Source organism: Caldalkalibacillus salinus (genome assembly GCF_016745835.1).
GTDB classification, from domain to species: domain Bacteria; phylum Bacillota; class Bacilli; order Caldalkalibacillales; family JCM-10596; genus Caldalkalibacillus_A; species Caldalkalibacillus_A salinus.
Genome location: NZ_JAERVL010000039.1, coordinates 1 through 17,829 on the forward strand (window position 1 = coordinate 1; position 17,829 = coordinate 17,829).

20 protein-coding genes are annotated in these 17,829 nt (G+C 43.9%); 2 read left to right on the top strand and 18 right to left on the bottom strand.

Going from position 1 to position 17,829, the window contains the following annotated elements:
- Window positions 1-26: 26 nt before the first annotated feature.
- The 12 genes from JKM87_RS17290 to nagA form a co-directional block, all read right to left on the bottom strand.
- Window positions 27-404 carry a PH domain-containing protein gene (locus JKM87_RS17290; protein ID WP_202081656.1) on the bottom strand — a complete coding sequence of 126 codons (378 nt, stop codon included), beginning with the start codon at window positions 402-404 and terminating at the stop codon, window positions 27-29.
- Window positions 405-509: 105 nt separating this feature from the next.
- Window positions 510-812 (bottom strand): hypothetical protein, encoded by a 303-nt coding sequence (locus tag JKM87_RS17295; protein WP_202081658.1) that lies wholly within the window; start codon window positions 810-812, stop codon window positions 510-512.
- A gap of 79 nt (window positions 813-891) precedes the next feature.
- A complete protein-coding gene (locus JKM87_RS17300) occupies window positions 892-1,266 on the bottom strand; it encodes a methyltransferase domain-containing protein (RefSeq protein ID WP_202081691.1) in 375 nt (124 codons plus the stop codon).
- A 127-nt stretch (window positions 1,267-1,393) separates the two neighbouring features.
- Window positions 1,394-2,128, bottom strand: a complete 735-nt coding sequence (locus JKM87_RS17305; protein ID WP_202081660.1) for an SIS domain-containing protein — start codon at window positions 2,126-2,128, stop codon at window positions 1,394-1,396.
- 88 nt (window positions 2,129-2,216) lie between these two features.
- Window positions 2,217-2,954, bottom strand: coding sequence for a creatininase family protein (locus tag JKM87_RS17310; RefSeq protein ID WP_202081662.1), 738 nt, complete (start codon window positions 2,952-2,954; stop codon window positions 2,217-2,219).
- A 13-nt stretch (window positions 2,955-2,967) separates the two neighbouring features.
- Window positions 2,968-3,960, bottom strand: a complete 993-nt coding sequence (locus tag JKM87_RS17315) for a phosphotriesterase family protein (protein ID WP_202081664.1) — start codon at window positions 3,958-3,960, stop codon at window positions 2,968-2,970.
- A 15-nt stretch (window positions 3,961-3,975) separates the two neighbouring features.
- Window positions 3,976-5,271 (bottom strand): PTS ascorbate transporter subunit IIC, encoded by a 1,296-nt coding sequence (locus JKM87_RS17320; RefSeq protein WP_202081693.1) that lies wholly within the window; start codon window positions 5,269-5,271, stop codon window positions 3,976-3,978.
- Between the two features lie 90 nt (window positions 5,272-5,361).
- Entirely contained in the window at window positions 5,362-5,631 is a 270-nt protein-coding gene (locus tag JKM87_RS17325) for a PTS sugar transporter subunit IIB (RefSeq protein WP_202081666.1), read from the bottom strand.
- Window positions 5,628-6,068 carry a PTS sugar transporter subunit IIA gene (locus JKM87_RS17330; RefSeq protein WP_202081668.1) on the bottom strand — a complete coding sequence of 147 codons (441 nt, stop codon included), beginning with the start codon at window positions 6,066-6,068 and terminating at the stop codon, window positions 5,628-5,630. The genes JKM87_RS17325 and JKM87_RS17330 overlap by 4 nt, the downstream gene beginning before the upstream one ends.
- 113 nt (window positions 6,069-6,181) lie before the next feature.
- Window positions 6,182-6,910 (bottom strand): GntR family transcriptional regulator, encoded by a 729-nt coding sequence (locus JKM87_RS17335; RefSeq protein ID WP_202081670.1) that lies wholly within the window; start codon window positions 6,908-6,910, stop codon window positions 6,182-6,184.
- Entirely contained in the window at window positions 6,900-7,658 is a 759-nt protein-coding gene (nagB, locus tag JKM87_RS17340; protein ID WP_202081672.1) for a glucosamine-6-phosphate deaminase, read from the bottom strand. Before nagB ends, JKM87_RS17335 begins: the two co-directional genes overlap by 11 nt.
- Before the next feature lie 5 nt (window positions 7,659-7,663).
- Window positions 7,664-8,848: an N-acetylglucosamine-6-phosphate deacetylase gene (nagA, locus tag JKM87_RS17345; RefSeq protein WP_202081674.1), complete on the bottom strand. Its 1,185-nt coding sequence runs from the start codon at window positions 8,846-8,848 to the stop codon at window positions 7,664-7,666.
- 327 nt (window positions 8,849-9,175) lie between these two features.
- Here nagA and JKM87_RS17350 point away from each other — a divergent pair, with 327 nt between their 5' ends.
- On the top strand, window positions 9,176-10,513 hold the full coding sequence (locus JKM87_RS17350) for an MATE family efflux transporter (protein WP_202081676.1): 1,338 nt from the start codon (window positions 9,176-9,178) through the stop codon (window positions 10,511-10,513).
- 82 nt (window positions 10,514-10,595) lie between these two features.
- The gene (locus JKM87_RS17355) at window positions 10,596-11,702 is read left to right on the top strand and encodes a lamin tail domain-containing protein (RefSeq protein ID WP_202081678.1); all 1,107 of its coding nucleotides are present in this window, start codon (window positions 10,596-10,598) and stop codon (window positions 11,700-11,702) included.
- Between the two features lie 165 nt (window positions 11,703-11,867).
- Here JKM87_RS17355 and JKM87_RS17360 read toward each other — a convergent pair whose 3' ends face one another.
- From JKM87_RS17360 to JKM87_RS17385, 6 genes are all read right to left on the bottom strand, one after another.
- Window positions 11,868-12,503 carry a bifunctional 4-hydroxy-2-oxoglutarate aldolase/2-dehydro-3-deoxy-phosphogluconate aldolase gene (locus JKM87_RS17360; RefSeq protein WP_202081680.1) on the bottom strand — a complete coding sequence of 212 codons (636 nt, stop codon included), beginning with the start codon at window positions 12,501-12,503 and terminating at the stop codon, window positions 11,868-11,870.
- Window positions 12,500-13,456: a sugar kinase gene (locus JKM87_RS17365; protein ID WP_202081682.1), complete on the bottom strand. Its 957-nt coding sequence runs from the start codon at window positions 13,454-13,456 to the stop codon at window positions 12,500-12,502. Before JKM87_RS17365 ends, JKM87_RS17360 begins: the two co-directional genes overlap by 4 nt.
- 152 nt (window positions 13,457-13,608) lie before the next feature.
- A complete protein-coding gene (locus JKM87_RS17370) occupies window positions 13,609-15,123 on the bottom strand; it encodes a tripartite tricarboxylate transporter permease (RefSeq protein WP_202081684.1) in 1,515 nt (504 codons plus the stop codon).
- A gap of 12 nt (window positions 15,124-15,135) precedes the next feature.
- Window positions 15,136-15,576: a tripartite tricarboxylate transporter TctB family protein gene (locus JKM87_RS17375; protein ID WP_202081687.1), complete on the bottom strand. Its 441-nt coding sequence runs from the start codon at window positions 15,574-15,576 to the stop codon at window positions 15,136-15,138.
- Between the two features lie 54 nt (window positions 15,577-15,630).
- Window positions 15,631-16,638, bottom strand: coding sequence for a tripartite tricarboxylate transporter substrate binding protein (locus JKM87_RS17380; protein ID WP_236838932.1), 1,008 nt, complete (start codon window positions 16,636-16,638; stop codon window positions 15,631-15,633).
- A gap of 122 nt (window positions 16,639-16,760) precedes the next feature.
- Window positions 16,761-17,522, bottom strand: a complete 762-nt coding sequence (locus JKM87_RS17385; protein WP_202081689.1) for an IclR family transcriptional regulator — start codon at window positions 17,520-17,522, stop codon at window positions 16,761-16,763.
- Between the last annotated feature and the right edge of the window lie 307 nt (window positions 17,523-17,829).

Sequence of the window (17,829 nt, forward strand, 5' to 3'; positions counted from 1 at the left end):
TTGTCGTATATTTATTTGTTGATATTTTATTTTAAAACATACGAGGCTAATACACTTTGTAACTCATAAATGTTTAAGCTTTTATTAAACTTTTTCTCAATCGGCATAGAGCTACCAGATAGCCAAATTTTCAGATCTGCATCAAGATCGAAGCTCCCAGCCGTTTCGATTGAAAAGTGAACAATGCTTTTATACGGAAGGGAGTGAAATTCAGTCTTTTTACCGGTCAGGCCTTGCTTGTCTACGAGTAATAATCGCTTATCAGTAAAAATAAATAAGTCCCTAATGAGCTTGTATGCTTTCTCTATTTCTTCACCCGGTGCTAGCATTTTAGCGAATTCTGCTTCTAATTCTTTTACGTCAACCTCCGATGCATTCCCCATCAAACCGTCTAAAAAACCCATTAATCAACCCTCCTCTACTAAAAATATACTTATATTTTTAAACACTACCACTATTTCCCTTAATGTCAAATGTTTTTTATCATTCTATTAACGAACATCCTGACCTTAATCTTCTTTGAACAGGTGATTGAGCATGATATTAAACCCAACAAAGAATATTGGAGGAAAGACCCAGATAGAAAGGCCATAAATGAAGGAGATGAGCGAGTCACTTGTACGCAGATCTAAACCCTGAATGATGGTCACCAATAACCAGCCTGTACTTAAGGTAAAAACAAACCTTAAGAACTTATTGAAGGAACGACTGTACACTGTAGATTGAGATAAATCATAAAAATAGAAACCTAGACTAATAGCAGTAAAAAGAAACCCGTATAAGTAAAAATAATATTCAATATGAAACAACAATGAATACAACTCCTTCTGTGTGAATGAATGCTGCAGCCAGACAGTCTCGTCTTCTAAATATAAGGGGGGTTCAATTTTATTAGTAGACCAATTCGGCGTAAACAATATACACACCATCATCCATACGTCTCACGCTCGTCGTAAAACGATATTGCTCAAGCCAATGTATAAGCTGGGATAAATCGGCATAGTAGGTTTGCTCTATGTCCTGATCACTATCCCACTCCCCTCTTTGTGATATTGAAGCGATGTATGCCTTGCGCTGTGCTTCTGTTTCAAACATCACGTCCCCAAAACAGATCCTCCCATGTGGTTTTAACACACGTCGCATCTCCTCTAACGCGACGTTTTTCTGTTCCTCAGTAAGGTAATGCATGTGATAGCTAGACACGACATAATCAAACTGTTGGTCAAGATACGGGATAGCTAAGACATTACCTAGTTTTGTGGGGATGTGCGGATACTATAAACACACCTTTGAACACGAAACGGTATAAGCCTTTCGTGCAAAGGTGTGTTGAGTAAAGAATAATAAAATATACAAGCGTTCACCGTTCACTCATGCTGTTTTCAGCATGTAATTAAGAAAGAAGTGGTATGCGATCCTGATACTGTTCGATCAATCTTTGATTGTGTTCATCTGAACCGTCAATATTGCCGCTTAAAAAGATGGGCGGTTCAAACCCATTTTCGGCCATGATTTCAATAGCGTTGGCTAGTATGGCGTTCAAAATGGTTGCGCCCACAACGGTTGAGCTTGGCCCAAAAGGAATCGCCACCTTGTCGTGTGTGAGTAGGGCATCGCCCTTCACGGCATGGTTATCAATGACAAGATCGACTGAGTTATACAAATGTTTCCCACTCTCATGACGTGAAGGCTGGCTTTGAGAATAGGCGATTGACGTGATCCCGATGACATAAGCTCCCTTGTTCCTAGCGTGCTGTGCCACATCTACAGGGACAGGGTTTCGACCAGACGTTGAAATGACGACCATCACGTCCCCTGCCCGGATATCTTGTTTGTCCATAAATGCTTGCGCATATCCATTTTGTCTCTCCAGTTGAGACGAGCGTACAGCCCCTTCATGAAGCATCAAAGGTTCAACAAAAATAGGACTAATAGGGACTAATCCACCTGCTCGGTAAAACACTTCTTCCGTTAGGATATGAGAATGACCACAGCCGAACAAATGAACAATGCCACCCGCTTGAATCTTGTCGGCCACTTTTTGAGCCGCCTGTGTCATGCTCTCTTGCTCCTGTTGTTCTACCTTGTTTATCGTCTCTTTAATTCTGCGAAAATACGTTTGTAACAAGGTATCCCTCCTTTCTCTCCACCCTCTATACGATTGGCTAGAGGAGTATTATGCCGTATAACTTTAAATTTTGCTTAATAGCCCTACGTCATCTGCTTTTGACCTTGTCTCTCGCTTCTTCTAGGAGCTCGACCATCTTGCTTATGGCCTGTTCAACGATGATCGCTCCTTTCTTCTTTGTCGCCCGGGTGGCGTCACCTAGCACAGCCGTGTCCGTGAAAGTCTCCCACGGGGTCGGGGTGACGTCCGCACTCTCTGGGATTATCGGGTTTTCATTAAGGGCTTTGCTCATATCCACCTCTTCCTCGGCGACATACAGCATAAGTGACGTTTCTATTTCGCACGCATGAAAATAGGTGCTATGCGAAGAAGTAGTGTCCCGTATCTCATCCATAAGTTTTTTGGTGCCCGGATAGAAGAAGGCGAACACTTTGAAATCTGAATATCTTTCAAAAAGCTGACGCGAAGCTTCTTTTAATGCATTGGCGTTACCTAAATGACCGTTAATAAACGCTAAGATCCTGATGCCTTGCCGATACAAGCTTTCTCCGATATCTACAAGCATAGAAACGAGCGATTCATTACTAACGTGAATACTCCCTGGAAAGTTCTTCAGACTCCATACCTGCCCAAATGGCAAAAGAGGAAGCTGGAGGGCACCTGTTTTCTCGGCCACCGTCGCAGCCAGTTTCTCAGCTAGGATGTTGTCTGTCCCTAGAGGGAGATGGGGTCCATGCGCTTCTACCGCCCCAATGGGCAGCAGAGCAATTTGACTATCTTTTATTTTCTCTTTTATGGTGTAAGATGTTGCTGTATCAAAGCGCATGTGATGGCCTCCTTCAGTACTTAAAAGTGAAACAGCGCGCAGGGTTATCGATGAAGAATTTGCGGATTAACGACTCACCGTCGAAGCCTTCACGCTCTGCCTCATCCTTAAATCTAGGCACCCACTTGGCGATAATATGCTCTAATCCTAATCCATAGTCATAGTGTTTGAAATAACTTTTTCTTGCGGTATCCCCACTGACGAGAATTTGATCTTCGTAACCTTTTTTCACGAGTTGCAGGATGCAATTGATGCGCGTGCTTTCTGGGGCGTACTTAATCTTGGCAATGCCGTCAAAGCATAGATACGCGCCCGTCTTGGCCACCTGCTCATGATAGTAGGGGTCTGGATTACGATCCATATGCCCAAAACTGACGTGAGCTAAGTCTACACCCTCCCGCTTTAACAACGCGATTTGTTCTAAAGCCATGGTTCCGGCTTCTGTATGCGAATGAACGGGCGCCTTAGTTTCGTGGTGAGCACGAGCAACCGCCTGTAAGGCTTTAATTTCTAACGGCGTGATGCGGTTATAGCCCGTGCCAAACTTCACTTGTCCTGCCTTAAAAGAGGTGTCTTCTAAACCTTCTTCCACTTCACGAATCACATGATTTGCAAGAGAGGAAACGCTTTCTTGTTCAATCCAGCTCCCGTACGACTCGTATGAACCCAAGATTGATTGTAGTTTTGCTGGCAGTTTCGCTTGCCATAGAAAGCTCTTGTTGAAGCCAGCCGTTCCGATAATATGGGTTTGTGTGTCCTCTGCAAGCTGTGCAACTGCTCTGACGTCTCGACCATAATCAATGGCTGTGGCATCGACAATTGACTGTCCACCATGATGCTTGAAATCTAATATATCCTGTTTCGTTTTGAGCGGATCATCAAGAAGGAGATCATCTTCTCCCCGTTCTTGCCAATAAGGAGGACGACACACAAGGTGTTCATGGGCATAAGTGAAACCAAGTGACTGTGGTGCTATATCGTGGTGCAACGTGCGGATAAACGTCATGATGTGTGCCTCCTTTTAGAAGAATAACTGTGCTAAGAATTTAATGATGGGTCCTAAGATGAACATGTCTGAGTCAGCGGCCCACATGGCGGTGTCTGGTACAGTTGAGCTAAGCAGGGCATTCACCATAATATATTGCCCCCAGGATACGACAGTAGAGGTGATAAAGCCGGCTAGTAAAGCCCCTCTCACGCCACCAGTAGCATTACCGAACACACCCGCTGTGGCTGAGTGGAAGAAGATGACGATCATCGTTGGGACAAAGATATAGCTTACCGTGTTACCAATGACCACAAGCCATAGAAGTGATCCAAAGAATGCGCCTAAGAAACCTAGAATGACGGCGTTAGGTGCGTAAGGGAACACAACAGGACTATCGAGTGCAGGCTTCGCTCCAGGTACTAATTTGGTGGCGATACCATTAAAGGCAGGTACGATCTCACCGATAAACATTCTGACCCCCATGAGTACAATGGCGATACCACCTGCGAACATGAAGGATTGTATAATGGCATAAATGATAAAGCTTTGTTCCCCTGATTGAGCCATTAGCTCTTCAGCACCTGGTGTGCCTTTGGCTATGAGGATAATCGCACCGACGAGGAATAATACCCCCATCGTTAAGGCCGTGATAACATTGGAGTCGCGTAAAAACTCAAGCCCTTTCGGTACTTTAATTTTTTCGGAGTCATTGTCTTTGTTGCCGGCATACTTTCCTGCTAAGGCACCAAGTAATGCCACAGAAGCTGAGGTGTGACCTAGGGCAATATTGTCGTTACCCGTAATTTTTCGCATAAACGGCTGAGTTAGCGCCGGTTGCAGGGTCCAATAAAGACCCATGATGACCGCTAGGAATATGACGAGTTTGGTTGGAGATACATCGCCAACGGTATGAACAACAATACCGGCGAAAATGGTTGTAGTCCAAAACATCATATGACCTGTTAGATAGATGAATTTAAATCTTGTGAATCGGGCTAGAAGAACGTTAATCAGGAATCCAAGCGTCATAGCTAGAGCTACTGCACTGCCATACTGTGCATTAAATGAATCTTGCCCCATAAATTCACCGAGGCTTTCGGCCTCAAGACCGAAGACTTCCTTCCACATCGGCTGAAACACCATCAGAGCATCAACGATGACCCCTGATCCTGCACCGATAACGAGAAAGCCGATGACAGCTTTGAATGTGCCACTCATCAATTGACTGACATTTTTCTTTTGCAAAAGTAAACCGACAAAGACAATAAACCCTAATAGTATAGCTGGTGTGCCAAACACGTTTTCAACCATCCACATGATGCTGCTCATTAATTGGTTACTCTCTCCCATGGTTGAATCCCCCTTTATGAATTGACTTGCTTGCAACCTGTTTAATCTATCTGAGTGCTACTACGACACCTAGGAGTGTAGCGCTTCGGATAAAGCTGCTTTGATTTCGTTCGTATCAAAGTAGTTATTGACGATGACGACGGTGCCTTCATGACCTGTCAAGCTTTCAGCTAGCTCAGCGCTCGTTATAATATAATCGGCGGGCATACCTGACGCACTGGATACATCTGTGTGTTCAACATCTGCCTCGAGCTCTAGCTCTTTGACCACGTTCTCTACGTTCATTCTAAGAATTAAGCTTGTACCTTGACCTAATCCACATACGGCTAAAATTTTCATCTCAATCCCTCCAGTAATGTTTGTAAGTCTTCAGGTGTTGTGGCTTGTATGATTTGTCTCACTTTATCTTGGTCTCCCATAAGCCCAGACAACCTTTGCAGTAACTGTAAATGTTCTTCGCTAGATGATGAAGCCAAGGCCAGAACAAGTCTGACGGGGTCATTTGTTGTGTGACCAAATGTGATGGGTTCTTTAAGTTGTACAAGGGATACGGCCGCCTCTTTTACACCGTCCTCTGGTCGGGCGTGTGGCAAGGCAATACCTGGTGCTAACACGATATAAGGGCCATTCTCTTCATACGATTGAACCATGGCATTGACATACGAGTCATCCGTTGCTCCTGACCGTACCAGCAATTGTCCAGCCACTTTTATCGCTTCTACAGCATCGGCGACATCAACGTTTAATTTTATGAGATCTTTTGCTATGAACTTCATTTAAAGTCTCCTTTGTCTCGTGATGTGATCGATATACATTTAACAGCGCACTTGCACTTGGGGCATTCCCCCTTTCAAAAAATGAAGGTCTTAAAAATCGATATTTTTATTGCTTAGTGACCTCTCTTCATCTCAGTGACAAATTTGTAGCGGTCACCACGGTATACCGATTTGACGTATTCTAGTGGGGTACCGTCTGAGAGATAGCTATTCCTTTTGATCAGCAAGACAGGGGTATGGGGCTCTACCTTCAACATACGACTCTCCAAGTCCGATGCTAAACTCGGTTCTATCGTCTGCCGGGCATGAGTGAGAGACAAGCCTAAATCATTCTCTATATAATCATAGATGGATGAACGGACAATGCTCTCTGTTAACCCATGGACTTCATTTTTCCTCAAGTAAGATTGCTCTAGTGCCATAGGTTGACCATCTGCTAGGCGTAAACGGCTGATGTGATAGATCGCATCTCCTGGATTCAACTGAAGCTCGCGACTTTCGGTCGTTGTGGCTTCAATCTCCTTGAAATCTAGTATCTCCGTACTAGGTTCCATGCCCCTCAGCCGCATATCTTCTGAAAAGCCTGTCAGTTGCCCAAGTGACTGTTCAATCTTCTTCTCTGCTACAAACGTTCCTTTCCCCTTCACCCTGGTGATGAGTCCTTCGTTAGCGAGGTTTGTAATCGCTTGCCTGATGGTCATTCTACTAATGTGAAACGCCTCAGAAAGCTCTCGTTCTGAAGGAATCATATCCCCTGGCTGCAGCTTGCCTTCCTCAATTAATGTCCTGAAATGCTCTTCTAATTGGTAGTAAATTGGAATGGGAGATTCTTTATCTATCATTCATGACACCTACTTTATCCTGTACACTTTGCGCAATAGACTCATCGATCATCACCGTCACTTGAGGGTGTTCCCTGAGCACCGTCACCGGCCACTGCTCCGTGACAACATCAGATGAAAGTAGCTCTTGTATCGCTTTGGCTTTTTTCTCCCCGCTAGCCAAAAGATAAATGTGCTTGGCCTGCATGATGGAAGCGATGCCCATGGTGATCGCTTGCGTCGGAACCTCATCCTTTGACGGGAAGTGCTTCGCATTAGCTTCAATGGTTGAAGGGGCTAATTGAACAACGTGGGTGTGTTGATTAAAAGAGGTGCCGGGCTCATTAAAGCCGATATGACCGTTGACACCAACCCCTAATATTTGAACATCTATGCCCCCATGCTGCTGTATTAATCGGTCATAACGATCGCATTCTTGTTGTAAATGCCCGACATCGCCTCTTGGAATATACGTTTGTTCTAAAGGTATGCCTAAAGGTTCAAAGACATGTGTGTTCATATAGTAACGGTAACTGTAAGGCGATTGGGGGCTCAAACCGACATACTCATCTAAATTAAACGTTTTCAAGTCTGCTAAAGGTAAACGATTCGCATGATGTAACTGAATAAGTTCCTTGTATAGCCCCAAAGGAGTGCTTCCCGTAGCCAATCCGAGGTTTAGTGAATGGTGTTTGCTTATATGGTTATATACTGCGCGTGCCGCTTGTTGGCTGAGTTGTTCGTAGTCTGATGTCACAATCACCTTCATCGCTCTCACCCCTTTCTATTCGAATAGACTAGCGACCCTCTACAGAACGTATACTGTACCTTATAATGCTCATTTAAAATGACAATATCCGCATCTTTACCTGGGGCTAGGCTTCCTTTTCGGTCATCCACCCCTAACTCTTTCGCTGCGTTTAGGGACGATAATTTCATTAGGTCTTTGAGTGACAGAGTAGGTAATGCTGCCATATTTTTAACAGCGTCGTTCATTTTTAAAACGCTACCCGCTAGTGTACCGTCATGTAACCTCGCCTCACCGTCGTGTACGATAACCTCTTGACCTCCAAGATCATATTTGCCGTTGCGAAGACATTTGGCTCGCATGGCATCGGTGATCAATTGCATTTTGTCGGGCCCTTTATGTCGATAGGCAAGCTGTACCATTTCGTGGCGTACGTGCAGGTTATCAAAAATAATTTCGGCCATAATCTCATCATGTAATAAAGCAGCCCCGACTGTCCCCGGCTCTCTATGGTGCATCCCTTTCATAGCATTAAAGAGGTGTGTGGCATGAGTCACCCCTCGTTTCACCGCATCGCTTACCCGTTCGTAAGTGGCATTCGTGTGTCCCATCGATGGAATCACACCTTGTTGGCTTAAATGCTCAATGAGCCCATCTGTATCTTCCTCTGGTGCCAGTGTGACAAGCTTAATGTGCCCCTCTGCTATACGCTGCCACTGAGCAAATTGCTTTACAGAGGGCGGTATCACTTGATCCTTGGGTTGAGCACCCGCTTGATCAACATTTATAAAAGGGCCTTCCAAATGAATACCGAGCACCTCCGCTCCTTCATGTTCCTTTTTCATATATTGGGCGACTTGTGCTAGCGCCTGAGATATGGCTTCGTCACTTTGAGTGATCGTTGTGGCGAGGTAACTCGTTGTCCCTTCCTGCGGCAATGCTTGTGACATGGTATGCAAGGCTTCTTCAGTCGCATCCATAACGTCGGCCCCTGCCGCGCCATGAATATGCACGTCAATAAAACCTGGTAGAATGAGATGTTGCTCTCCCACCTGTATGACTTCACATGATGAAAGGCTGACAGGCAGTTGATCCTTCCTCCCTACAAATGTCAAATTTCCTTTTTCAATAAGGAGACAATGGGACGCTCCGTATATGCCTTGCTCCGTTACGATCTGTCCACCTGTGATGACAGTACGTTGGTGACTCATGACGATATCATCCCTCCTCTGCCCATAGAGCAGTGTAAACGTTTTCTATAGTATAACAACTAGAGCATTAGTTGTCTAGACCACTTAAAGTCATAGACTGAATACGAGGGCTAAGATGTCCTCTTTGAATATGCTCTTGTCAGCAAGTATAAGGATTCTAGCGGGGCCAGCGGGGTAAAATAGCAACGAACTAGGGTCTTCAACTCCGCGATGATATTCAAACACGTACTCAATCATGCGAGGTGACATCATATCCTGGAAATATGGTACGATTGATTTACTGTTATATTATTTATGATCAATTGCTTAAAAAGGAGCTAAATATATATGAAACAGCATGACTTTACGACGGGTGGAATTTTTAAAAAGATGCTTATCTTTTCCGCACCTATCATGCTTACAAATATGCTACAAGTCTCCTATCAGTTTGCAGATAGCCTATGGGTAGGGAATTTGTTAGGGGCTAACGCATTAGGGGCTGTGGCCATCTCGAGTACGGTGGTATTTACGGTCTTATCATTCATTATCGGTTTGAATAACGCGACTCTAACCGTCTTATCCCAACAAAAAGGCAAAGATGAGGAAGACGGTTTGAGACGTTACCTGAATGCGTTTGTCGTGCTCCTCTCTTTTATGTCTGTGGTGCTAGCGACGCTAGGATTTCTATTCTCTGTACATATCTTAAGGTTGTTAGGGACGCCCGAGGCCATGATGTCGGATGCAAATACGTATCTTCGTATTATTTTTGTGGGGATGGTCTTCCTAGTCGGATATAATTTTATCGGGACCGTATTACGAGCGCTTGGAGATAGCCGTACGCCTTTAAGATTCGTTTTGGCAGCGGTTATCTTAAATATTGGACTAAACCCACTCTTTATTTCGGGCTTGAACCTTGGCATTAGTGGTGCTGCTTACTCTACCATCGCAGCACAGGGTGCAAGCTTTCTGTACGGTATGTTCATTGTTCTGCGGCATAAACTGGCCCCTTTTCAGTGGCCAAAATGGCCACGTAAAAAAGAAGTACTGCTGATATTAAATCTTGGCATACCGTCTGGCTTACAAATGTCTGTCATCTCAGCAGGTATCGCTGCTGTTATGAGTGTCGTCACGACGTTTGGTGAAGGGGTGGTGGCAGGATTTAGTGCGGCTCAACGCATAGATAGTATTTTTATCCTTCCAGCAATGGCGATTGGAACGGCTGTCAATAGTATGGCGGGTCAGAATATCGGGGTGCATAAATGGGATCGTGTAGAGCAGATTGCGAAGTACGGGACTTGGGTGGTGCTGGGTATCATGGCGATCATCGCCAGTGTTGTCTATTTTGTAGCCCCACTAGGGATACAGTTATTCATTACAGAACCGGCCGCTGTGGCCTACGGTGCATCTTACTTACAGCTAGTTGCCTTATTTTATCCTTTTCTGGGTATTAACTTTGTCCTGAATGGGGTTGTCAGAGCTTCAGGTGCGATGTATCAAGTGCTGGTCTTAAACATCATTTCTTTTTGGGTGTTACGCTACCCATTGACGTACCTATTCTCATCTCTCTATGATCAACAGGGCATTGCTGTGGGCATCGGAGCAAGTTTTGTCTTGAGTAGCATGTTTGCTTACCTGTATTATCGTTATGGTGGCTGGAGAAAGAAAGTTTTGTTTGAAAAAGCCTGACAATTTATTTACATATCCTTTACACGCCGGACATATTCATATGCTACGATGAACCCAAATCATAAACCAAGGAGGAAAATGTATGAAGCGTTTATCTTTTATGGCCCCGTTGGTTGTGGCAGTTGCTCTCGCTCTAGCGCTAGCTTCAATACTTTCACCTACAGCGGAAGCGGCCACCTATACGTCCACAGTTGAATATGTGAAGGATGGAGACACACTGATGTTAACGAAGCCTGTTCAAGGCACTCGTGAGGTTCGTTTGTTGGGCATTGATACACCTGAAACATTCGTTGTTGATGGAAAAGACCCTGGTAATCAAATTGATCCTCATGGCAATGCTGCAACTGACTATCTTAGTGAATTACTCCCGAAAGGTACAGATATCACCTTAGTGACAGATGAAGAAGAGTTTGACGGCAATGGGCGTCTTCTCGCTTACATATATAAGGGTGATTTGGATGTCAATGAGGATCTCCTTAGAAAAGGGCTTGCCGCCACCTATGTGATCTGGCCCAATACACATGAAGCAAATCGTTATCAGTCGTATAGTGAAGCTCTAACCGAAGCTCAAGCAGCTCAAGTGGGCATCTGGGACAACGGCGATCCACTTCAGGAACAACCTTTTGAGTATCGCTTACGAATGTTTAATAATACGCCAAATAAATATGTTGGTGATTTTGACACAAAAGAATACGTTGCACCTGAAGATTACGAGCAAGTCTCTATTGAAAACCGCGTTTTCTTCTTCTCTGAGCAAGATGCCATTGATGCCGGTTATACGAAACAAGGTGAAGACAGCCCAAATGATGCAAGCCTGTATATTAATGAGTTACTTCCAGATCCAGACACAAATTATGATTCAGAATGGATTGAGATCTATAATGATTCAACTGAAAGTATTGATTTAAGCGGGTATAAGATAGATGATTTACTCGATGGGGGCCAAGAGCCTTATACCATTCCGTCAGGTACTGTCATTCCTGCGCAAGGCTATTATGTGTGGGAAACACAATACTACTTCAACAACAGTGGAGATGATGCTTACCTCATAGCACCCAACGGTACCATTGTTGACGCATACTCTTACACGAGTTCTGAGAATGATCATTCGTGGTATCGCACATCTGATGGAGGGGAATGGAGCAATACAATGGATCCTACACCAACTAAAGGGGCAGCAAATGAATAGTGCCCTTGTGATATGTGAAGCATCTACGGGTATTTATAGGCTTTAAATAAAACAACAGGCACAAAGAGAGACGGTTCCCTGCTCCTTCTTTGTGCCTGTTGTTCCTATGTGTCCCTTACTATCAGTCTATCAGTTTTGCAATCAGTAAAAGCGTCGTTTTAAGATCTAAGTTCTCTTACACTTGCTGACAAATTGACGTGCTAAATCCGTCAGCTTGTCCCACTCGGCATTTTTTATATACGTCTTATTCAGTAAAGAACCACCAATACCTGCCGCTACAGCACCAGCGTTCATGTATCCTTCTACGTTATCCAGCGTTAAGCCACCTGTAGGCATCATGGGAATGTGTCCGAGCGGTCCTTGGAGATCTTTAATAAATTGAGGACCTAACACACTTGCAGGGAATACCTTAACAAGGTCTGCTCCCCATTCATAGGCCTGTAATATTTCCGTTGGTGTGAAGACGCCTGGGATCACAATTTTTCCATAGCGATTAGCGACTTTAATCGTTTGTTCGCTAAGCGTCGGAGCAAAAATAAATTCTGCTCCCGCTTGAATCGCCAATTGAGCTGATTCCCCATCAAGGACTGTGCCGGCACCTATCACCGCCTGATCACCATACTTTTCTTTTGCTTCAGAGATGACGGACAGTGCATCCTCAGAATCCATCGTTACTTCAATCGCAGTCACACCCCCCTTAACTAAAGATGCTATGACGGATAACACTTTATCCCTGTCTACTTTTCTAACAACGGCCACAACACCTGACTCCAGTAATCTTTCTAGATTATGATGTTTCATCTCACAACATCCCCTTGTGTATTTTTATATAATTCTATTTCTTGACGACTTGGCAAACCTTCAATATCTCCCGGCGTACTGACCATAATTGCACCGATAAGTGCGCCTTGTTCAACGGCTTCTTGTAAAGGTCGATGCTCTAACAAACTTGAAAGGACACCTGCGGCAAACCCATCCCCTGCACCAATAGGATCAACCACTCGCGCCACAGGGAAGCTTGGGACGAACCCTTTATCTCCCTGCCGGGAAGCAAACGTCGTACCGACTTCCCCGTTCTTAATGATGACGTGCTCCACATTGTGCTGGAAAAAGTAGTCTATGATTTGATCTGAATCGTCTGTATCTAATAGATACTTCGCTTCGTCTAAACCAGGCATAACAAGATTAGCCTTAGAGGCCAGTTCAAGCAATATTTTTTTGTGGTCTGCTTTCTTTTTCAACAGTTTCATACGTAAATTAGGGTCAAATGATAGAAAAATACCATGCTGATTAGCAAAGGAAGCAACAGCCTGCGCCACTTCCAGACAACGATCACTAATAAAAGGGGTAATACCTGTGAGATGAATGATTTCTGCTTCTCGTAGGTAGTCCCAATCAATATCCTCTACCCTTAGCTGACTCGCGGCGGATCCGTGTCTATAATAATAGACTTGGTTTGTCCCTTCTCTTATTTTTTCCTTAATATACAGACCGGTTGGGGCGTCTTCATCGTAGGCTACTTTTGATGTGTCGACCCCTTCCCCACGTATCGTAGAGACCATGTACTCCCCCAACGGATCATTCCCGACCTTACTTACCCATCCTACTTGATGGCCTAGACGTGCAACACCAAGCGCGACGTTAGATTCCGCACCTCCAATTCTTTTCTTGAACTGGTCGGTGTAGCGTAACGGTCCAGTAGATAATGGGTCAAATACGACCATTGTTTCTCCTAATGTCACCAATTGTGGCATACGTGTTTCCCTCCTCATTTAAGATTATTTATTTATAAAGTTGCTGTTAGGATTCGTGGTGTGGGTCTCAAACTTTAAAATCAACTTCTCGTCTCTCATATAAGGTCTCGTTATCATCAGTATTATGGCTTGATTTTCTTGTTTAGAGACTATCAACCATCATGCGTATTTTGAACACCCTTTAGACTCTTATATGCCTTTAAGAGAAATGGAACGATGATAGATAAAACGGCAAATGCAATTAAAGTGGCAGAAATGGGTCTCGTGACAAAGATCTCATAGCTCCCCTCTGACATGACGAGCGCACGACGCATCTCACTTTCTAACATCGGTCCTAGTATCAGTGCTAAAACAAGTGGTGAAGCTGGGAACCCGTATTTTTTCATAAAGAAACCGATGATTCCTGCGAACAACATCACATACACATCAAAGAAATTATTGTTGATGGCATACGCCCCTACCACGCTTAGCACTAAGATGAGAGGAACCATCACAGTTTTAGGAACACGCAGGATCTTGGTAAAGTAACGAATACCAAGAAGTGCAAAGATGACCATACATAGATTGGCTATAAACATACCAGCGAATAAGGTATAGACAAGTTCCCCGTTATTCGTAAACAATTGGGGACCAGGCTGTAAACCTTGGATTACAAGAGCTCCTAAGAGTACTGCAGCGACTGCATCTCCAGGTATGCCGAGCGTTAATAAGGGTATCATAGAGCCACCCGTTACGCCGTTATTGGCCGCTTCAGCTGCAGCAATGCCTTTTGGATTACCTTTCCCAAACGACGCTTTTTCTTTCTCTTTTGAGAAACGCTTGGATTCATTATATGAGACAAACGCTGCTATATCTGCCCCTGCGCCAGGAATACTACCAATAAAAGTACCGATAAAGGACGAACGAATCATCGTGATCCATAAACGTTTAATCTCCTGCCATTTCGGAAGTACATAGCTTGTGACCACTTTTTTTATTTTGGTTTGATGTTGACTCATCAGATCTGCCATAGTAGAAAGGGCTTCAGATACCGCGAATAAGCCGATCATGACCGGTATAAAAGATACGCCATTCAATAGTGACAGCTGATCATACGTGAAACGTGGATAACTTGTCATGGGGTCCATACCTACCGTCGCAATAAAGAGCCCGACGACACCTGCTATGAGTCCTTTCAACACAGATTTTCCGGAGATGCTCGCTATGATACTGAGACCAAACAAAGCTAAGGCAAATGACTCAGGGGCACTAAATTTCAGGGCGACATCTGCTAATTGAGGAGATATAAGCATTAACATTAAAACACTCACTAACCCTCCTACGCCTGATGCAATAGCAGCTATGCCTAGTGCTTTACCCGCTTGTCCTTGTTGAGTAAGGGGATAGGCATCCATGGCTGTCGCCGCAGATGCTGGTGTGCCCGGTGTATTCAGCAGTGTTGCCGAAATAGAACCACCATAAATGGAACCAAAATACACACCAATCAAGAGCAAAATACCGTTAACCGAGGACATTCCAAAAGTAATAGGTAAAAATAAGGCCACCCCCATCGTGGCCGTTAATCCTGGTAAAGAACCAATGATAATTCCGGCAGCTATGCCTGCAATAATTAATATAAGAACTTGAGGATCAACAGCGTTGGCAAAGCCTGCTAATATGAAGTCCATCTTATCCCCTCCTTAGAACAGCCATCCATGTGGAATCGGCACCCCTAACAAGTATTCAAATACAAATATAATCGTAATAGATATAAGAGAAGAGGTAAGTAAGATCATCGTCCATTTTTTGACTTGCAAAAGCCACATCATGACTGTGAAAAATAGAAAGGTCATCACACCGAAGCCCACCCATTGAATGCTAACCACATAGATGATTACGATGATCATGCCCATACCAATCTTGAGTATAGCCGTTTTTTCCATGGTGTTGTTATCTTGTCTATCGTCACGCTTTAAGATTAAGATCGTTGCAAGCAGAGCGATGATGATGGCCACGATTCTAGGAAAGAAAGCAGGCCCTGGCCCTACTTGTGAAGGTGTAGGGAACGTGTTTGCAGTCAACCAAATATACGTTGACAACGCTATCAATATTAAACCTATGATCCGATTGGCTGAGAACATAGAGCACCTCCTAAAAAAGGCTAGCTATAACTAGCCTTTTTTTGTGAAAAACCTTTATTCTTCGTTTAGTTCAAGTGAAGGGATTAATTCACTAAATAAGCTATCTTGAGATTCTAGTAATGTCTGAAACGCTTCCCCATCAGCATAACGATAACCTAAGTTCATTTCATTTAAAGTGGATTGAAAATCTTCAGTCTGGGCTGTGTTTCCAAACGCTTCTTCTAGCACTTGTACGACATCATCAGGTGTTTCTTTTGGAACTGCTAATCCGCGCCATGTTCCGATAGCAAGGTCAATACCTGATTCAGATAACGTTGGTACTTCTGGAAGTGAGTCCACTCTATCTTCAGCCATTACACCTAATACTTTCAACTCACCTGCATCCACTTGGGACCTCACTTCTGCCGGGCTGACAGATACAGCGTCAATATGGCCACCTAACAAAGCGGTTACAGCTGGGGCAGCTCCGTCAAACGGCACGTGGTTAAAGTTGGCATCTGTCTCCTGCTCAAGCGCTGATGCTGCTAAATGCCATATGGCTCCAGTTCCTGAATTACCGACACTTAATTTTTCATTCTCTGCATCGGCAATGAATGCTTCAAGCGTATCCCATGGTGCATCCGCTTGTACAGTAATGGCTGCTGGATCTTCATTCAATAAGGCAACTGGTTGTAATTGTTCGTATGAAAACTGGGCTAGGCCAGAATGGGGCAATGTCAAAAGCTCAACGGTAACCATCGTAACGGTATACCCATCAGCTTCAGCAGAGATCCCTGTTTGCATACCGACAGCACCACCACCGCCTTCGCGGTTTACAACGGCGACCGGCTGATCCAACTCATCTTCGGCAAGGTCTGCAAACGAACGGGCGACCATATCTGTTCCCCCGCCGGCTGAGTATGGGACTATAATTTCAAGCGCCTGAGTAGGGAAAGAAGATGTATCGTCACCCGATTCGTCTCCCCCTGTTTCTGAAGTGGTGTTTCCGCCACAAGCTGCCATAAAGAGAACAAGAGCTAAGATCGTTGTCACAAATTTGAAACTTGTGAGATGTTTTTTCATGACTGTTTTCCTCCAATGTGTTGAAATAATTTATTAGATATTAGCTGATGCTAATAAACTAGTGTGAATATAGTGGTCATCTTTCACTGTTCCATAAATAAGAACACCGTTCCTCTATACTGTTATGAAATTGAGGAATGATAGCCTAATTTGCGAGATACCTGTAAAGCCGCTTCTTTTACTTTGGGTATAAGGGCTTCGATACGGTTGTCAGACATACGCGTTAACGGACCAGTAACACTTACAGCATAATTTGCTCGCCCTTCATGGTCGAAGATTGGTGCCGCAATGCAGCGAATGCCTAACTCATGTTCTTCATTATCCTCCGCATATCCCTGGGACTTGATCTTGTCCAATTCTATTAAAAGAGATTCGCGATCGCATATCGTATGTTTTGTGTAAGGTTGATAGTCCATTTTGTCCACAAGCTTTCGTTGCTGAGGGTGATCTATATGAGCGATAATCGCCTTACCAACCCCTGTACAATATAATGGAGCTCTTTTACCGGTTTGAGAATAAATTCTGATGGTTGAAGATGTTTCTACCTTATCAATATATAGAATCTCATCCTGATCTAACATGACCAAGTGCGATATCTCACCAGCCTCTTCGCTTAATCTCTCTAGTACCGGACGCGCTATTCTGACAATATCTAAATTCCCTACTACAATTTCATTCATTTCCAAAAATTTTAACCCGAGCTGGTAGGTCCCTTGTGTCTCATCCTGTTGAATATACTGATGATGCTCTAATGTCATTAACAGACGATGAATCGTGCTTTTAGCTACCCCAAATCTATTAGCAAGCTCGGTGACCCCCAACCCTTGCGGATGATCTTTTAATAATTCTAGTATTTTAAGCGCGCGATCAACGGACTGTATCATGGGTACCCTCCCTCCTTCGTTCCTTAGTAAGGAACAACTTTCTACATTATGCAACTTTAATTAAATTATAGATTGAATTGAAAACGCTGTCAACAACATTTCGCATTTCACTAGCAAATGTTACTGATGACGTGAACAGTATGCAGATGACGCGATTTTTGCCAAATAAGACTGAGTATAATCGTCACTCATGACAGACGCCTAGAATAAGATAACGGAGATTGAATTAAAAGAAGTTCGATGGAGGGAAATACTATATGTATCCTATATCACTAGCGTTGCATAAAAGTCTATTCATTATTTGACA

Excerpts from the sequence above, each read along its gene's own strand:
- JKM87_RS17330 (WP_202081668.1), bottom strand. The coding sequence starts at position 6,068 with ATGAAGTTCATAGCAAAAGATCTCATAAAATTAAACGTTGATGTCGCC.
- nagA (WP_202081674.1), bottom strand. The coding sequence starts at position 8,848 with ATGAGTCACCAACGTACTGTCATCACAGGTGGACAGATCGTAACGGAG.
- JKM87_RS17360 (WP_202081680.1), bottom strand. The coding sequence starts at position 12,503 with ATGAAACATCATAATCTAGAAAGATTACTGGAGTCAGGTGTTGTGGCC.
- JKM87_RS17375 (WP_202081687.1), bottom strand. The coding sequence starts at position 15,576 with ATGTTCTCAGCCAATCGGATCATAGGTTTAATATTGATAGCGTTGTCA.
- JKM87_RS17325 (WP_202081666.1), bottom strand. The coding sequence starts at position 5,631 with ATGAAAATTTTAGCCGTATGTGGATTAGGTCAAGGTACAAGCTTAATT.
- JKM87_RS17315 (WP_202081664.1), bottom strand. The coding sequence starts at position 3,960 with ATGACGTTTATCCGCACGTTGCACCACGATATAGCACCACAGTCACTT.
- JKM87_RS17290 (WP_202081656.1), bottom strand. The coding sequence starts at position 404 with ATGGGTTTTTTAGACGGTTTGATGGGGAATGCATCGGAGGTTGACGTA.
- JKM87_RS17385 (WP_202081689.1), bottom strand. The coding sequence starts at position 17,522 with ATGATACAGTCCGTTGATCGCGCGCTTAAAATACTAGAATTATTAAAA.
- JKM87_RS17380 (WP_236838932.1), bottom strand. The coding sequence starts at position 16,638 with ATGAAAAAACATCTCACAAGTTTCAAATTTGTGACAACGATCTTAGCT.
- JKM87_RS17355 (WP_202081678.1), top strand. The coding sequence starts at position 10,596 with ATGAAGCGTTTATCTTTTATGGCCCCGTTGGTTGTGGCAGTTGCTCTC.
- JKM87_RS17370 (WP_202081684.1), bottom strand. The coding sequence starts at position 15,123 with ATGGACTTCATATTAGCAGGCTTTGCCAACGCTGTTGATCCTCAAGTT.
- JKM87_RS17310 (WP_202081662.1), bottom strand. The coding sequence starts at position 2,954 with ATGCGCTTTGATACAGCAACATCTTACACCATAAAAGAGAAAATAAAA.
- JKM87_RS17350 (WP_202081676.1), top strand. The coding sequence starts at position 9,176 with ATGAAACAGCATGACTTTACGACGGGTGGAATTTTTAAAAAGATGCTT.
- JKM87_RS17365 (WP_202081682.1), bottom strand. The coding sequence starts at position 13,456 with ATGCCACAATTGGTGACATTAGGAGAAACAATGGTCGTATTTGACCCA.
- JKM87_RS17335 (WP_202081670.1), bottom strand. The coding sequence starts at position 6,910 with ATGATAGATAAAGAATCTCCCATTCCAATTTACTACCAATTAGAAGAG.
- nagB (WP_202081672.1), bottom strand. The coding sequence starts at position 7,658 with ATGAAGGTGATTGTGACATCAGACTACGAACAACTCAGCCAACAAGCG.
- JKM87_RS17320 (WP_202081693.1), bottom strand. The coding sequence starts at position 5,271 with ATGAGCAGCATCATGTGGATGGTTGAAAACGTGTTTGGCACACCAGCT.